Source organism: Paraburkholderia xenovorans LB400 (assembly GCF_000013645.1).
In the GTDB taxonomy this organism is placed as follows: domain Bacteria; phylum Pseudomonadota; class Gammaproteobacteria; order Burkholderiales; family Burkholderiaceae; genus Paraburkholderia; species Paraburkholderia xenovorans.
In genome coordinates, this window is record NC_007951.1 from 3,319,354 (window position 1) to 3,333,829 (window position 14,476).

13 protein-coding genes are annotated in these 14,476 nt (G+C 64.0%); 8 read left to right on the forward strand and 5 right to left on the reverse strand.

Annotation, left to right across the window (positions count from 1 at the left end; all coding sequences use genetic code 11):
• The first annotated feature begins 297 nt into the window (after window positions 1–297).
• Window positions 298–1,224: a DMT family transporter gene (locus tag BXE_RS14740; protein ID WP_038458679.1), complete on the forward strand. Its 927-nt coding sequence runs from the start codon at window positions 298–300 to the stop codon at window positions 1,222–1,224.
• 569 nt (window positions 1,225–1,793) lie between these two features.
• Complete coding sequence (locus BXE_RS46540) at window positions 1,794–1,946, forward strand: hypothetical protein (RefSeq protein WP_167540867.1); 153 nt, start codon at window positions 1,794–1,796, stop codon at window positions 1,944–1,946.
• 211 nt (window positions 1,947–2,157) lie between these two features.
• On the opposite strand, the gene bamC is transcribed toward BXE_RS46540, so the two are convergent.
• Window positions 2,158–3,393: an outer membrane protein assembly factor BamC gene (gene bamC, locus BXE_RS14745; protein ID WP_011489082.1), complete on the reverse strand. Its 1,236-nt coding sequence runs from the start codon at window positions 3,391–3,393 to the stop codon at window positions 2,158–2,160.
• Between the two features lie 459 nt (window positions 3,394–3,852).
• Here bamC and BXE_RS14750 point away from each other — a divergent pair, with 459 nt between their 5' ends.
• The 3 genes from BXE_RS14750 (at window position 3,853) to BXE_RS14760 (ending at window position 7,642) form a co-directional block, all read left to right on the forward strand.
• Window positions 3,853–4,317, forward strand: a complete 465-nt coding sequence (locus tag BXE_RS14750) for a DUF2844 domain-containing protein (RefSeq protein WP_011489084.1) — start codon at window positions 3,853–3,855, stop codon at window positions 4,315–4,317.
• A gap of 44 nt (window positions 4,318–4,361) precedes the next feature.
• A complete protein-coding gene (locus BXE_RS14755) occupies window positions 4,362–5,627 on the forward strand; it encodes a DUF3443 domain-containing protein (RefSeq protein ID WP_038457661.1) in 1,266 nt (421 codons plus the stop codon).
• A gap of 140 nt (window positions 5,628–5,767) precedes the next feature.
• Window positions 5,768–7,642 carry a glycosyl transferase family 1 gene (locus BXE_RS14760; RefSeq protein ID WP_011489086.1) on the forward strand — a complete coding sequence of 625 codons (1,875 nt, stop codon included), beginning with the start codon at window positions 5,768–5,770 and terminating at the stop codon, window positions 7,640–7,642.
• 184 nt (window positions 7,643–7,826) lie between these two features.
• On the opposite strand, the gene BXE_RS14765 is transcribed toward BXE_RS14760, so the two are convergent.
• On the reverse strand, window positions 7,827–8,330 hold the full coding sequence (locus tag BXE_RS14765) for a hypothetical protein (protein ID WP_038457659.1): 504 nt from the start codon (window positions 8,328–8,330) through the stop codon (window positions 7,827–7,829).
• A gap of 309 nt (window positions 8,331–8,639) precedes the next feature.
• On the opposite strand from BXE_RS14765, the gene BXE_RS14770 reads away from it, so the two are divergent.
• Window positions 8,640–9,254, forward strand: a complete 615-nt coding sequence (locus BXE_RS14770; RefSeq protein WP_011489088.1) for a cadmium resistance transporter — start codon at window positions 8,640–8,642, stop codon at window positions 9,252–9,254.
• 128 nt (window positions 9,255–9,382) lie between these two features.
• Here BXE_RS14770 and BXE_RS14775 read toward each other — a convergent pair whose 3' ends face one another.
• Window positions 9,383–9,712 (reverse strand): hypothetical protein, encoded by a 330-nt coding sequence (locus BXE_RS14775; RefSeq protein WP_011489089.1) that lies wholly within the window; start codon window positions 9,710–9,712, stop codon window positions 9,383–9,385.
• A gap of 285 nt (window positions 9,713–9,997) precedes the next feature.
• Here BXE_RS14775 and BXE_RS14780 point away from each other — a divergent pair, with 285 nt between their 5' ends.
• Complete coding sequence (locus BXE_RS14780) at window positions 9,998–10,882, forward strand: class I SAM-dependent methyltransferase (RefSeq protein WP_011489090.1); 885 nt, start codon at window positions 9,998–10,000, stop codon at window positions 10,880–10,882.
• Between the two features lie 267 nt (window positions 10,883–11,149).
• Window positions 11,150–12,868 (forward strand): 2-isopropylmalate synthase, encoded by a 1,719-nt coding sequence (gene leuA, locus BXE_RS14785; protein WP_011489091.1) that lies wholly within the window; start codon window positions 11,150–11,152, stop codon window positions 12,866–12,868.
• Window positions 12,869–13,003: 135 nt separating this feature from the next.
• On the opposite strand, the gene BXE_RS14790 is transcribed toward leuA, so the two are convergent.
• Window positions 13,004–13,777, reverse strand: coding sequence for an amino acid ABC transporter ATP-binding protein (locus tag BXE_RS14790; protein WP_011489092.1), 774 nt, complete (start codon window positions 13,775–13,777; stop codon window positions 13,004–13,006).
• Complete coding sequence (locus BXE_RS14795) at window positions 13,777–14,454, reverse strand: amino acid ABC transporter permease (protein WP_007181165.1); 678 nt, start codon at window positions 14,452–14,454, stop codon at window positions 13,777–13,779. The genes BXE_RS14790 and BXE_RS14795 overlap by 1 nt, the downstream gene beginning before the upstream one ends.
• Between the last annotated feature and the right edge of the window lie 22 nt (window positions 14,455–14,476).

Below are 14,476 nucleotides of genomic sequence, written 5' to 3' on the forward strand. Positions count from 1 at the left end.
CACGCATTTCAGGGCCGCCCGGCCAGACAGCTGACGCAAAATAATTCACGAACGTCGAGCGAATGCCCGTTCCCGCCTGACTGCTCTGTTGCAGCACACCATCCTGATCGTAGTTTTTCTCACATCAGCGTGAGAATTGCTCGTTTTGCGCATGCCGCCGCTGCCCTTACGATCACAACCATCAGACGCCTTTCATCTCCCGGATCTTGCCGTTTCATTCCAGCCTGAAACGTTTCGCACGATCGCGCTGTTACGATGCGCTGGCGTCTCGACTCAACCGCGCGCGGCGCCACCCTCATGAATGCCAAGAACCTGCTGCAGTTGCTGATCCTCGCCGCCCTGTGGGGCGCCTCGTTCCTGTTTATCCGCGTCGGCGTAACCGACTTCGGCGTGGCACCGCTGATGGCGCTGCGCGTCGGCATCGGCGCGGCCTTTCTCGCCGTCGTGCTGGTCGCGCGACGCCCGCTGCGCCAATCAGCGGCCATCCTGCGCACGCGAGCCTTTCCACTGCTGGTGGTCGGCATCCTGAATTCGGCGGCGCCCTTCTGCCTGTTCGCCTATGCCGAGCTGACGCTGTCGGCGGGCGTGACCTCCGTGATCAATGCGAGCACGCCGCTGTGGGGCGCGCTGGTGGGCTTTCTCTGGCTGCGCGACCGGCTGAGCGCGCTACGCACGCTCGGGCTGGTGATCGGCTTTCTGGGCGTATTGATGCTGGTGTGGGATCAGATTGCCGCGCCGAACGGCACGCCCGCAACGCCGCTCACCACGGCGCTCGCGGCCGCTGCCGCGCTGTGCGCCACGCTGCTGTACGGCGTTGCCGCCAATTACACCAAGCGCCATCTGACGGGTGTCGACGCGCTGACCGTCGCGACCGGCACCATGACCGGCGCCACGCTCGTGCTGTTGCCGCTCGCCGTGATCTACTGGCCGGCGGCGCCGGTCTCGCTGCACGCATGGGGCGCGGTGATCGCGCTCGGCGTCGCGTGTACCGGCGTGGCGTATATGCTGTTCTTCCATCTGATCGCGGTGGCCGGACCGGCGCGCGCCATTACCGTGACCTTCGTCATTCCGATCTTCGGCATTCTGTGGGGCGCGCTGTTTCTCGGCGAGAGCGTGTCGCCCGGCATGCTGGAAGGTTGCGGCGTGATCCTGGTCGGCACCGCGCTGGCCACCGGCGTCGTCAAACGCCTGCCGTGGATCGGAACGCGCCGCGCGGATACCTGAAAACCGCTTCGTTCGCGCGACGCTTCCCGGCGTCGCCGGTATTGCCGTTCTTCCCGCCGTTGCGCAGGCCGCACCGCGGCAACTCCCAGGCACAAAAAATAGCCCGCACTCCACAGGAGTGCGGGCGAAACCGTCGCCCTACGAGGATAGGCGACGGGGCCACCGAGGCCATGCGCTGCACGCGCGGGCCATCATCGGGCTGAGCAGCGGTTCGTTGGCCGATGCTGGAATGGTCTGGAGCCGTTGACCGGATCGTCGAACCGACGGCTCGCCGCAAACCCACGCGGGGCAAGCCGTCCCGGCTCCACGAGCTGACAGAAGCAGCTTGTGTGCCAGTTTGCCAAACGACTGGAGCCGTAGAGGGCAAGCGGTTGATTCTTATTGGGTTTTCTTACAGGAGAAAACGGTGGCAGCGGCCGGGAGGCAGGCTTTGAAGGTTACGTCACCGGGGTAACGTCACGTTACATGCGGCCGCACGAGGTGGCCGCACGAGGTGGCCGCACGAAGTGGCCGCATCGAGTGGCAATGGGCCGGTTGCCATTGCGGATATGGCACCCGGACCCGGAACAGTGGCAAGGACCGCTCAAGGCATCGGCCACTTCGTTCGACGCGCCGCCGTGTGGCGCATCCGCAAGCCGGTTGGCCGCCGCGAGTCACGCGGGCTCAAGGCTGCGCCGCACACCAGCGCCAGGACGAGCAAGCTCGCGGCCCACATCCAGTAAGGAATCACGTCGAACATGGCCAGCTCCCATTGAATGCCGGTTCGTACCGGTATTCCGGGAGCGAAGCAAAACACATGCGCACGCGGGCGATCTCTTTCCGGCCGCGCGTGGCTTCATATCCGGCGATAGACATGCGTGCATAAAAAAACCCGCCCGAAGTTCAATCCCGGGCGGGTTCAGACATTCAGACAGCGTTCGAGCCGGCTGCGCCTCAGTGCAGCTGGTCGACCATCAGACTCATGATCTGCTTGGCCTGCGGGCTTTCGTCGATTGCGCCCTTATCGTTGACGACGGCCACGCGCGTCTGGTCAGGCGTTATCGCGCGCACGTTCACGAGATACTGCTTGGCCACTTTTTCCTTCTTGCCGTGGAACACCTGGCTCCAGAAGCCCTGTTCCGCCGACGTCATATCCTTCGGATCGACGTAGCGCACGAAGTACAGGCCACGAGTCAGGTCGCGGTCGTCGACGGTGAAGTTGCTGCGGTCGAGCGCGAGGCCCACGCGCAGCCAGGCGCGGTCGTAGGGCTCGCCGAGCGTAAGTTCGGTGGAAGAGAACTGCGCCGAAGTATTGTTCGCCGCATCCGCGTCCGGCATGGGCTGCTGCGCGGACAGCGCGACATTCTGCGCCGCCGTGGCCGCAGCCGCCGACTTCGCGCCCGCCGTTGCCGCGTTAGGCGCCGTTTGCGCACCGGCCGGCGAGAGCTCGGCGCTTTGCGTGCCGCCCGGCTTCGCGCGCGAATCGGCCAGCGCCAGCGCTGCCTGCAGCCGCTTCAGATATTCCTGTTCGAGGCCCGGATCGTTCGGCTTCGGCACCCAGGTGCTCGAATCGTTGTTCGTGCCGGTCAGCGCCTCGCGCATGCCCTTCTGGCTGATGAACACGTAGGTGCCGCCATTCGGCGCCGCTTCGAGACGCGTGCGGTACTTGTTGCGCTCCGAGGTCACATAGCTGTTGCCCATTGCCTTGGAGAGCGTGTTGCGGATCAGGCCGTCGTTGATCTGCGCGTGCGTTTCGTTCCAGTCGGTTTCCATCACGCCCTTGTCGCGCTGGTCGACCACCAGCAGGAAACCCTGCTCCTGCCAGAAACGGCGAATCTGCGCCCACGCCTGGTCGGGCGTCCTGTTGTCGATGACCAGCCAGCTTTCCGTGCCGTCGCGCTGGATATGCATGCCGGCGACCTGCGGCACCACCACCACGGAGTTGGCCGACGGCGCCTGCGCCTGGACCTGCTGGAGCGTGGACAACGAGGTTTCGCCGCCCTGCGGGGGCAACGAACGCTGATCGGCCGTCTCATCAATCATGTTCGGCGGGACGGCGAGTGACACCTGCTTCGATTTCGAGTCGCTCTTGTAGTCGATTTTGGTCGGCGACGACGTGCCGCAGCCGGCGACCAGACCGCCTGCCATCAGCATTACTGCAAACCGCTTGGTAAGACGAAGATCAGTCATGTTCGGGGAATCCTTCCGCTACGCCACGGCAAGTTTCCGTGGATCAACCCAACATTTTACCGATCCCGGCGACCTGTGTGCAAAAACCCGGGTTTGCCTGTGAAATAAGCCGTGTGAGCCGCCGCGAAACGGCCCCGGATCGACGCACGCGAACGTTCCGCAAACGCCTCGGCGAGGCAACCCATTCGTGGGTTTTCAGGGACTCGCGTTCGCGCCCGGAACGCGCCTGCCACGCGGCAGATTTAACAATTGCCCACATTTCCCAAGCATCTGTCAGATACGCCCTACCCACTCGTCAGAGCATTGATTCAACGGTCTTTTACGGGACCTTGGTTCTGGCAATTTTGAGATCTCAAAATAATCGAATTCCGCTTCTGGTAACGGTCAGAGAACCCTAGTGATATCTTGAAATGGAAATTTCAAGAAGCCTTCGAAGGCCCGGACCGAGAGACGACCGTCATGCCACTGCCCATCTTCCCGCCGATTTTCGCCGCCTGTGCAATCGCCGTTGCCGTGTCGTGCGTCAGTACCGAGGCACGCGCGCAACTGGGCGGAGCCATGCCGGTTCAGGCGGATTCGAACGCGACCGCGCCGCGCAGCCTGCTGAACGGTGCGCTGCGCATGCGCACGCTGACCGACGCGGGCAACACGACCATCAACGAGTACGCCACGAACACCGGCCAGATCATCGCCTACACGTGGCAAGGGCCAACCATGCCGGACCTGCGCGCCCTGCTCGGAACCTACGCCGACTCGTATCGCGCGGGCGCCGAAGCAGCGGGCGCCGACGGCAATCTGCATGTCTCGCGCGTGGCGCGGCCGGACGTGGTCGTGGAATCCGGCGGCCCGATGCGCGGCTACGTGGGCCGCGCATGGTTGCCCACGGCGCTGCCCGCCGGCGTCACGGCCGACGATTTCCAGTGACGCGCACAGCCTCGCGACTCCGCCTCCCCCCTGCTCACGACGCCATGAAACCCACCCTTCGCCTTCACGCCCTGCTCCTCGTCTGCGCCGCCTTCGCGGGGTGCGGCGGCGGTGGCGGCAGCACCCCGGCCGCCACCTCCCAGACCACCCCGGCCAGCCCGGCCACTCCGGCCAGCAGCCCGGCTGCGGCGAGCGCGCCGCCCGCCGCGTCGAACGGCTCCGTACCGCAGTCGACTACGCCCAATGTCCAGCCGATCATGGTCACTGCCGCGCCGGGCCTGACGCGCAACATGCTGACGACCAGCGTCACCGTCTGTCAGCCCGGCACCGGCAACTGCGCGACGATCGACAACGTACAGGTCGACACCGGCTCGCACGGCCTGCGGATTCTCGCGTCCGCGCTGCCGGCGAGCCTCCCGCTCGCGGCAATCGCGTCGGGCGGCGGCATGGCGGGCGAGTGCGCGGTGTTCGGCGGCGGCTACACGTGGGGCGCGGTGCGCAGCGCGGACGTGCGCATGGCCGGCCAGCTGGCCGCGTCGATCCCGATCCAGACCATCGCCGACCCGGCGGTGCCCACCGTGCCCGCCGACTGCGCGGGCTCCGGCCGCGCCATGCAGACGGTGGCGGGCCTGCGCTCGAACGGCATTCTCGGCGTCGGCCTGTTCGCGGCCGACTGCGGCAGCGGCTGCGTCAATAGCGCGCTGCCGCGCTGGTACTACAGTTGCGACGCGAGCGGCGCCTGCCAGGCAAGCACGCAGGCGCTCGCGCAACAGGTGACCAATCCGGTCAGCCGCTTCGCGCTCGACAACAACGGCGTGGTGATCGACCTGCCGGCCATCGCCGACGCCGGCGCGGCGAGCGTATCGGGCTCGATGATCTTCGGCATCGGCACCCAGGCGAACAACACGCTCGGCGGCGCCAGCGTCCTCAAGGCGAATTCGGTGACGGGCTACGTCGTCACCACGAGCGGCGGCCAGACGTATTCGCAAAGCTACCTCGACAGCGGCTCGAACGGGCTCTTCTTCAGCAATAGCCAGTTGCCGCAGTGCGGCTTCTGGTACTGCCCGCCCTCGGTGCAGGCCGCGAGCGCCGCGATCACGGGCACGGACGGCGCGTCGAGCATGGTGTCGTTTGCGATCGGCAATTCGAGCGCGCTGTTCGCGTCGGCGAACAACGCGTTCAATAACCTTGCCGGCGTGGCCAGCAGCGGCTTCGGCTGGGGCCTGCCGTTCTTCTTCGGACGACGCGTCTATACGGCGATCGCCTCGCGCGAGACGTCGGCAGGCCCAGGTCCTTACTACGCGTTCTGAGCGCGCGGCTTCTTTCGTCGCTGAAAATTCCCAAACTCGCCGAACGCACAGATTTGATATCGACCGACTGCGATAATTTCCGCTTTCCGGCTAACTGCCTTCCAGTTAGTTAGTCATGCAAATTCTGGAATTGTCGGCAGATGGAAGAACCCACTTTTTCGCTCGATCACTTCGAGCAGCTCGTTTATACGCAACAGCACGTCAAGGCTTCCATCCAGTTCATTGCCGCGCTCGCGCTTCTGCAGCAGAAGCGCGGCAAGCTGGACGGCAGCTTTCTTGCGTCGGGCATCGCCGATCTGCCGCCTGAAGAGCAACGCCAGCGCTTCTGCACACGTCTCGCGAGCGCGGCTTCGACCCTGTTCGCCGACCCGGCGTTCAGGCTGCCGCCCGAGTGCTTCAGGCTGCTGCTGACCCTGCACGAATGGGCCGGCCTGGTGTTCTCGTGCACGGCGTTCGGCAATGCGGACCATGTCGCCCGCAACCTGAATCCGCGTGGCCAGGATAACGCCCAGTTTCTGCCGGGCGACAGCTTCGTCGAGAAACTCTGCGTTCTCTACTCCACCGAATCGGAACTCGAACTCGATTTCGCGGCGCTGTGGGCGTACAACAAATCCCTCGCCGCCTGTCTCGCGCTGGTATTGCTGGCGCCGGTCTTCAAGGGCTCGGCGAGTGCGCACATCAAGCGCGAGGCGCTGATGGAATGGCTTCCCGGCAAACTGCAGCAGATCGCCGACCTCGACGACCTGCCCACGGCCTTGCTGCACAACGCGTATATGTTTTGCAGCTATGCGGACACGCCGCGGCGGCACGAGATCAAACGCGACATCAACGCACTGGTGCGCCGCAAGCTGGACCAGCTCGGGCTGACCGACCTTCCCGCATCGCAGCCGTCGCGCGCGAAGAGCCGCAAGCAGCGCGGTAAAAAGCCGCTCATGCTGGTCGTGCTCGAATGGTTCGGCGGCGCGCACTCCATCTACCGCACGCACTCGCGTACGCTCGAAGCCGCGCGCGAGCATTTCGAGGTGGTGGCCTTCAGCTTCGGCTACGCTATCGACGATATCGGGCGCGCGGTGTTCGACCGCTTCATCGAACTGGAGGAGCCGGAATACCTCGGCGAATGTCTGAAAACGATCCGCGACTTTGCCGAGGCGGAGCGGCCCGACGTGCTCTATATGCCGAGTGTCGGCATGTTCGCGCTGACGGTGTTCATGTCGAACCTGCGCGTTGCGCCGCTGCAGATCGCCGGGCTCGGCCATCCGGCCACCACTCACTCCGACAAGATCGACTACGTGAGCGTCGAGGAAGACTACGTCGGCGACCCGGCCTGCTTCAGCGAACGTCTGCTGAAGCTGCCGAAAGACGGTCAGCCGTACCGGCCGTCGGTGGCGCTGCCGGATATCGTCGCGGAAGTGCCGCCTTCGCGTGAAACGCTGGAGGTGGTCATCACGGCGAGCGCAATGAAGCTCAATCCCGGTTTTCTCGAAGCGTGCCGCGAGATCGGCGCGCGCGCTGCAACGCCGGTCGAGTTTCACTTCATGAGCGGCGTGCCTTACGGTTTGCCGCTCGATCGCATGCGCGAAGTCATTCGCCAGGCGCTGCCGCGCGCGGTCGTGCACGGCTTTCACGATTACGCGGATTATCTGGCGCGGGTCAATCGCTCCGACCTCTTTCTCAGCCCGTTTCCGTTCGGCAATACCAACGGTATCGTCGACGCGCTCACGCTGGGGTTGCCCGGCGTCTGCAAGCGCGGGCCGGAAGTGTTCGAACGGATCGACGGCGCGCTGTTCGAGCGCGTGGGCATGCCGTCGTGGACAACGGCGGAGAGCGTGGAGGATTACATTGCCGCAGCCGTGCGAATGATCGACGCGCACGGTGAGCGCATGGCCTTGCGGCTGCGTTTGATCGACACGCAGGCGGTGGAGCGCTGCTTTGAAGGGCGGCCGCAGGCGTTTGGTGAAAGCGTGCTGCGACTGGTGCGGGACAAGCAGCGCCAACGCGAGGAGGCGGTGGTTTGAGGGGGGCGCTGCTTGAGGGTCGTCACTGCTTGAGGGTCGTCACTGCTTGAGGGTCGTCACGGCTTGAGGGTCGTCACGGCTTGAAGGCTGTCATGGTTTTCCTCGTCACGGCTCGCTTTTGCACCGTAACTTGCCTTGTGACGCCACTTGCCACTCGACTTGCCGTGGCGCGTGGCGCGATGCGCTATTCCGTCGCGTTCGCGGGCGGGGCTACAAGATTTTCCGGCGCGAGCCAGTTGAATGCGCTCAGTGTCGGCCCGTGGAACGTGCACTCGGCGGCGGCTGGCGTGGCGGTCTTTTGCGGTTTGGCGGGTTTGAGCGAGAGTGCTTCGGTCGCCGAAGCACCTGATGCACCGGATGCACCGGATGCACCAACGGACACCGCCGAAGCCGGCAACACCGCAGACGCCACCTGTGCGGCCGAAGCGGCCACCGGCGCTTTCGCCACTGAAGCCACTGAAGCCGCCGAATCCATCACCACCACATGCTCGATCGATCCCTCGACCACCACCCGCGAGCCGTCGATACCTGCGCCCGCATGAGCGATCTTCAGCGTATCCGCCGACGTATCCGCCAGCCTGCTTCGCATCAACTGCTCACACGCGTCCGTGTTCTTATAGACAGCCGTACAGCCGGCCAACAACGCAGCAGCCGTGACGCAAGCGATAGAGAGAATCCGAATCTTCATTGACGTTCCGTTTTTCAAGCCGTCGGCAATTGTAGCTTACGGGCCGCTTGACCTGCACCCGCTCGGCGCGCCGGTTGCGTGCCCCTTCAATGCCAGAAGCAACGTACGGGCCGCATATGGCAACGGACACCTTCACGGCCTATCCGGGCGCGAGTGACACAGTGACCGCTTGACCGCAGCGGCTTGCACCGGCATCGTGTTGACCGGCCGCCGTCCTTCCAGCGCGCCGCAGGCTTCCCGACCCGGCCTCGCGATCAACAGCGCTTCGCCCTCTCAATCTTCTCAACGTGTGCCGACCAGTTCTCCCGCATGTTCAGCCTTGCCCTGCTTGCCATCGCGGGTTACACCGCCACCAACATCGACAACCTGTTCGTGCTGCTCGCCTTCCTCGCGGAAGCGGGCGGCGAGCGGCGTCGCGTGATCGCCGGCCAGTGTGCGGGTTCGCTGACCTTGATCGTGGGGTCGATGTTGCTCGCCGCATTGCTCAAGCATCTGCCGGCGGGCTATGTCGGATTGCTCGGCATCCTGCCGATCGGCGTCGGACTCGCCAAGGCATGGGAGCGCTTTGGCCCGCGCAACGCGCAACAGGAGGAAGCGCGGCGGACCGCCGGCGAGCCGTCCGCGGCGCGCGCCTCATCCTGGTGGGTGGTGGCCTGCGTCGCCATCGCCAACGGTTCCGACAATCTCGCTGTTTATGTGCCGCTGTACGCGAGCCATTCACACAGCGAGGGCGCATTCATCTCGCTCGTCTTTTTCGTGATGATCGGACTCTGGTGCGCGGGCGCCGCGTGGCTCGTCAAACATCCACGGCTCGGCGCGCCGATCCGGCGCTACGGCACCGCGCTGCTACCGCTGATCCTGGTGGTGATCGGCGTCTCGGTGATCGTGCAGAACGATACGCCGCGAATCGTATTCGGGCTCTGAGCAACACTCGTGGAGTGACGACGAGCGGCAGATCAGCAAGAGAATCGATGAAAAAAACGGCACGGTCCGTGCAAAGATGCGCAGTTGTCCAGCGCGCGATGCCGCACGACCGCCAGGCGCGCGACCGCTCAGTTCGACGGCGTTTGCGGTTGCACGTAGGTCCGTACGCCGGCGAGCGGTGACCCATAGCCGCCGGAATTCGTGTGGTTCGGCAAGCCGTTGACCAGTTGCGCGCGCGGATCGGTCGGATTCAGGTTCATTTCCCCTGCCTGCTGGTTGCCGTGCGTCGGATATTCGCTGCCTCGCGCTGCGTTCGGCATCAAACGCGTGCTGTTTTGCGGCGCGTTCATGTCGTCCTGCGGACTCAGGCCTTGCGCGCCCGCCTGCGCGGCAATCGCGCACGCGGCCACGCACAGTAACGCCTGCCCTGTCCGCCACATCCTCGATGTTCGTTTCATACCTGCCTCCGGCAAAATGAAATGAAAAGAATCAGGTTGCGCTCGACACACGCCAGGCCCGCGCGCGACGGCAAGCGCCGATCAAACCCTGATCACTATTTATACGCGCCATCTGACGGTTCGGATTCGCCTGGCGTGGCGCGAACTCCGGCAAACAGGAAAACTGGCGGCGCGGGTCATTTATTCCTCGCGTTCCCGGCCGCGGCGGCGGCCACGCAGCAAATCCGGCAAGCGCCTATCCTTATGCCGATTGCCGATTTCCCTCCAGGCCGATCGAACCCGATAATGGATCCCATGAACCCTCGACCCCATCTCCAGACTCGCGCGTTGCGCACCACGCTCGCCGCGTTGAGTGCGGCGCTGCTTCTCGCGGCCTGCGCCGGCCCGTCAGCCTCGACTTCCGCTTCTGCATCCATCGATCCGGCGCTGCTCGACGCGGCCATTGCCGGACCGCAGCGCGGCGACAAAGCCCGCGCGCGCGATATCTACCGTCATCCCAAAGAGACGCTGCAATTCTTCGAACTCGCGCCGTCACAAAGCGTGCTGGAGATCGAACCGGGCGGCGGCTGGTACACGGAGATCCTCGCGCCGTATCTGCACGGCCGCGGCAAGCTCTACGAGGCGCAGTACGACGGCCCGCAAGGCGTGCCATCGGCGGAAGCACAGGCCAGCCGGGCTGCGTTCGCGCGCAAGCTGGCGGCCACGCCCGCCGTCTACGGCAAGGTCGTGGTCGGCACGCTGCATGCGGGCCAGTTCAGCGGTTTTCCGGCCGATGCCAGCGTCGACGAGGTGCTGACCTTTCGCAATATCCACAACTGGATCAAGGACGGCCAGATCGACGCGAACCTGCGCGCCTTCTATGCGGCGCTCAAGCCCGGCGGCGTGCTCGGTGTCGAGGAACATCGCGCGGCGCCGGGCACCTCGCTGCAACAGACCATCGATACCGGCTACGTGACCGAAGACTACGTGATCGAACACGCGCGCGCCGCCGGCTTCGAACTGGCCGGCAAGAGCGAGGTGAACAGCAACCCGCGCGATACGAAAAACTATCCCCACGGCGTCTGGTCGTTGCCGCCGACCTTCGAAGGCGGCGACGTCGACCGGGCGAAATACGCGGCCATCGGCGAATCGGACCGCATGACCTTGCGCTTCGTGAAACCGGCGCACTGATCGCGCACGGACGGGACGGCGCTTGACGCCGTCCCAATAATATGTTCCTATTGCGCCCTATGTACCGCGCCCAGACCACCCTATCGCTACTACTAGCCCGCTCCACCGGGCTAGGTCTGCTGCTGCGCGCTTCCGTCTGAAACACCCGAAGCACCGCTCAATTCCCCAGTAACTGACCCAGCCCCGGTTTCCGACCGGCGGCCCAGTTATGTCTTTTCGTCGTCCGGTCGACTCCCAGCTATCTGGTCTCACCCAAGGATGATGAAAATGTTGAAGAACCCCGCTACCAAATACCGCTCGTTCAAGCCTATCGACTTGACGGATCGCCAGTGGCCATCGCGCACCATCACGCGCCCGCCGATCTGGATGAGCACCGACCTGCGCGACGGCAACCAGTCGCTCTTCGAGCCGATGGACGCGCAGCGCAAGATGCGCATGTTCAAGACGCTGGTGCAGATCGGCTTCAAGGAAATCGAAGTCGCGTTTCCGTCCGCTTCGCAGACCGACTTCAATTTCGTGCGTGAACTGATCGAAGGCGGCCATATCCCCGACGACGTCACGATCGAAGTGCTGACCCAGGCGCGCGACGATCTGATCGAGCGCACCTTCGAATCGTTGCGTGGCGTGCCGCGCGCCATCGTCCATCTGTACAACGCAACCGCGCCGGAATTCCGCAAGATCGTCTTCAATCTGGAGAAGAGCGGCGTGAAGGAACTCGCGCAAAACGCCGCGCGCACGATGAAGCGTATTGCCGCCACCATGCCGGAAACGCAGTTCACGTTCCAGTACAGCCCGGAAGTGTTCAGCGGCACCGAAATCGAGTTCGCCAAGGAAGTCTGCGACGCCGTGTTCGACATCTGGGAACCGACACCGGAACACAAGGCGATCGTCAACCTGCCGGCCACCGTCGAAATGTCCACGCCGAACATCTACGCGGACCAGATCGAGTGGATGCACCGCAATCTCAAGCGCCGCGATTCGCTGGTTATCTCCGTGCATCCGCATAACGATCGCGGCACTGCGGTGGCCGCGGCCGAACTCGCGGTGATGGCCGGCGCGGATCGTATCGAAGGCTGTCTGTTCGGCAACGGCGAGCGCACCGGCAACGTCGATCTCGTCACGCTCGCATTGAACCTGTACACGCAGGGCGTGGATCCTGGCCTCGACTTCTCGAACATCAACGAAGTCGCGCGTACCGCGGAAGAATGCACGCAATTGCCGATCCATCCGCGTCATCCGTATGTCGGCGATCTGGTGTTCACCGCCTTTTCGGGTTCGCATCAGGACGCAATCAAGAAGGGCTTTGCGGTGCAGAAACCGGATGCAATGTGGGAAGTGCCCTATATGCCGATCGATCCGGCCGATCTGGGCCGCACCTACGATTCGGTGATTCGCGTGAACAGCCAGTCGGGCAAGGGCGGCATTGCCTATCTGCTCGAACAGGGTTACGGCGTGGTGTTGCCGCGCCGCCTGCAAGTGGATTTCAGCTCGGCCGTGCAGCGCTTCACCGACGATAGCGGCCAGGAAGTCACGTCCGCGCAGATCTGGGAATTGTTCCAGCAGGAATATGTGCAGAACGCCACGCCGGTTCATTACGTCGGCCATAGCCTGTCCGAGCGCGACGGACGTGAGCACATCAAGCTCACGGTCGACATCAACGGCACGCGGCGTGTGCTGAACGGCGCAGGTAACGGTCCGCTCGACGCGTTGATGCACGCGATCGGCGTACCGGTGCGCATTCAGCATTATGAAGAGCGCGCGTTGACCCAAGGTGCCGATGCGCGCGCGGTGGCGGTTGCCGAAATGGCCGGCGCCGATGTGACCGGCAGCGCGTTTGGCGTGGGTATCGATGCCAATCTGGTGACGGCTTCGATTCGCGCGGTGATCAGCGGTGTGAATCGCGCTTACGCACGTGTCAATGCGCAGGCGAAGGAACGCTTCTTCGAGGCCGCCATGAACGATGCCACGGAAAGCGTGGGCGTTTAAGCTTTGATGAGCGCGGCTGCGATTGCGTAGCGCGCATGTTCAAAAGGGGGCGTTTTTCAACGCCCCCTTTTTTTGACCTGCTGCGCTGCTGTATCGCTGAATTACTGCATGGTTACCGCTTTGGTGCTTCGCAGGTCAGTTCGACGCAGTCCACTCATCCGGCAGACTGTGTGTCAGCGTCGACACGAAACGCCCGGTTTCCTGCGCACGCGGCTGCATGAAAATCTGGCGCGACGGCCCCGCCTCCACCACCACGCCGTTATTCAGAAACACCACGTCGCGCGCGATCGTCGCGGCAAGCCGCAAGTCGTGCGTGGCCATCAGCATGGTCATGCCTTCGGTGGCGAGTTGCTTGAGCACCTCCACCACTTCCGCGGCAAGACCGGGATCGAGCGCCGAGGTCGGCTCGTCGCACAGCAACACTTCCGGCGACGGCGCCAACGCCCGCGCAATCGCCACACGCTGCTGCTGACCGCCGGACAGCGTGGAGGGCCACGCATCCGCCTTCTGCGCGATGCCGACCTTCTCCAGCAATTCGTCGGCACGAACCCGCGCCTTGTCCTTGTCCCACTTCAGCACGGTCAGCAAACCTTCCATCACGTTCTGCCGCACCGTCAGATGCGGAAACAGTTGGAAGTTCTGAAACACCATGCCCGTGCGGCGGCGAATCGTCAGTACCGTTTCGCGCGAGGGTTTGTGCTCGCGGCTGAATTCCAGCCGCTGGTCGCCGAGTTCGAGCGAACCGGACTCGGGAATCTCGAGCAGATTCACGCAACGCAGCAGCGTGCTTTTACCGCTGCCTGACGGACCGATCAAGGCGGTGACATTACCCGAGGCAAGTTGAAGATCGACCGAGTTCAGTACCCGTTGGCCGCCGAAGTACTTGTCGATTTTTTCCAGTCGGATCATCAGTTGCCTGCATGGAAAAGTGCGTGGCGGCCGAATTTGCGCTCGAGCCTGACCTGCGCCGACGACAACACCGAACTGAAGACCAGATAAACCAGGGCCGCCTCGGTGTACAGGATCAGCGGCTCGTAAGTCACCGACGCGATCCGCTGCGCCGCCTGAAACACTTCAGGCACGGTCAGCACCGCGGCGAGCGAGGTGTCTTTCACCAGAGCGATAAACGAATTCGACAACGGCGGCAGCGCAACGCGCGCCGCTTGCGGCAGGATCGCGCGACGCAAGGCCTGCTCGCGCGTCATACCCATCGAATACGCCGCTTCCCACTGTCCTTTCGGGATCGACTCGATCACACCGCGTATCACTTCGGAGTTATACGCGCCGACATTCAGCGAAAAGCCGATGATCGCCGCCGTCAACGGATCGAGCACGATGCCCACGTTCGGCAATCCGTAGAAGATCACGAATAGTTGCACGAGCAACGGTGAGCCGCGAAACAGCCACACGTAGAAGCGCACGATCGCGACGGCCCACTTCGGTCCGAACAGACGCACCAGCGCGACGAGGAACGCGAGCGCCAGCCCGATCGCAAACGATATCAGCGTGAGCGGCACGGTGAACACGAGCCCCGCATACAGCAGGGGCCACAGCGACTGCGCCATCAGATGCAACCATGCCGGCATGATTCAGACTCGCGGAAAGGCG

Excerpts from the sequence above, each read along its gene's own strand:
- leuA (WP_011489091.1), top strand. The coding sequence starts at position 11,150 with ATGTTGAAGAACCCCGCTACCAAATACCGCTCGTTCAAGCCTATCGAC.
- BXE_RS14755 (WP_038457661.1), top strand. The coding sequence starts at position 4,362 with ATGAAACCCACCCTTCGCCTTCACGCCCTGCTCCTCGTCTGCGCCGCC.
- BXE_RS14770 (WP_011489088.1), top strand. The coding sequence starts at position 8,640 with ATGTTCAGCCTTGCCCTGCTTGCCATCGCGGGTTACACCGCCACCAAC.
- BXE_RS14775 (WP_011489089.1), bottom strand. The coding sequence starts at position 9,712 with ATGAAACGAACATCGAGGATGTGGCGGACAGGGCAGGCGTTACTGTGC.
- BXE_RS14750 (WP_011489084.1), top strand. The coding sequence starts at position 3,853 with ATGCCACTGCCCATCTTCCCGCCGATTTTCGCCGCCTGTGCAATCGCC.
- BXE_RS14790 (WP_011489092.1), bottom strand. The coding sequence starts at position 13,777 with ATGATCCGACTGGAAAAAATCGACAAGTACTTCGGCGGCCAACGGGTA.
- BXE_RS14780 (WP_011489090.1), top strand. The coding sequence starts at position 9,998 with ATGGATCCCATGAACCCTCGACCCCATCTCCAGACTCGCGCGTTGCGC.
- BXE_RS14760 (WP_011489086.1), top strand. The coding sequence starts at position 5,768 with ATGGAAGAACCCACTTTTTCGCTCGATCACTTCGAGCAGCTCGTTTAT.
- bamC (WP_011489082.1), bottom strand. The coding sequence starts at position 3,393 with ATGACTGATCTTCGTCTTACCAAGCGGTTTGCAGTAATGCTGATGGCA.
- BXE_RS14795 (WP_007181165.1), bottom strand. The coding sequence starts at position 14,454 with ATGCCGGCATGGTTGCATCTGATGGCGCAGTCGCTGTGGCCCCTGCTG.
- BXE_RS14740 (WP_038458679.1), top strand. The coding sequence starts at position 298 with ATGAATGCCAAGAACCTGCTGCAGTTGCTGATCCTCGCCGCCCTGTGG.
- BXE_RS14765 (WP_038457659.1), bottom strand. The coding sequence starts at position 8,330 with ATGAAGATTCGGATTCTCTCTATCGCTTGCGTCACGGCTGCTGCGTTG.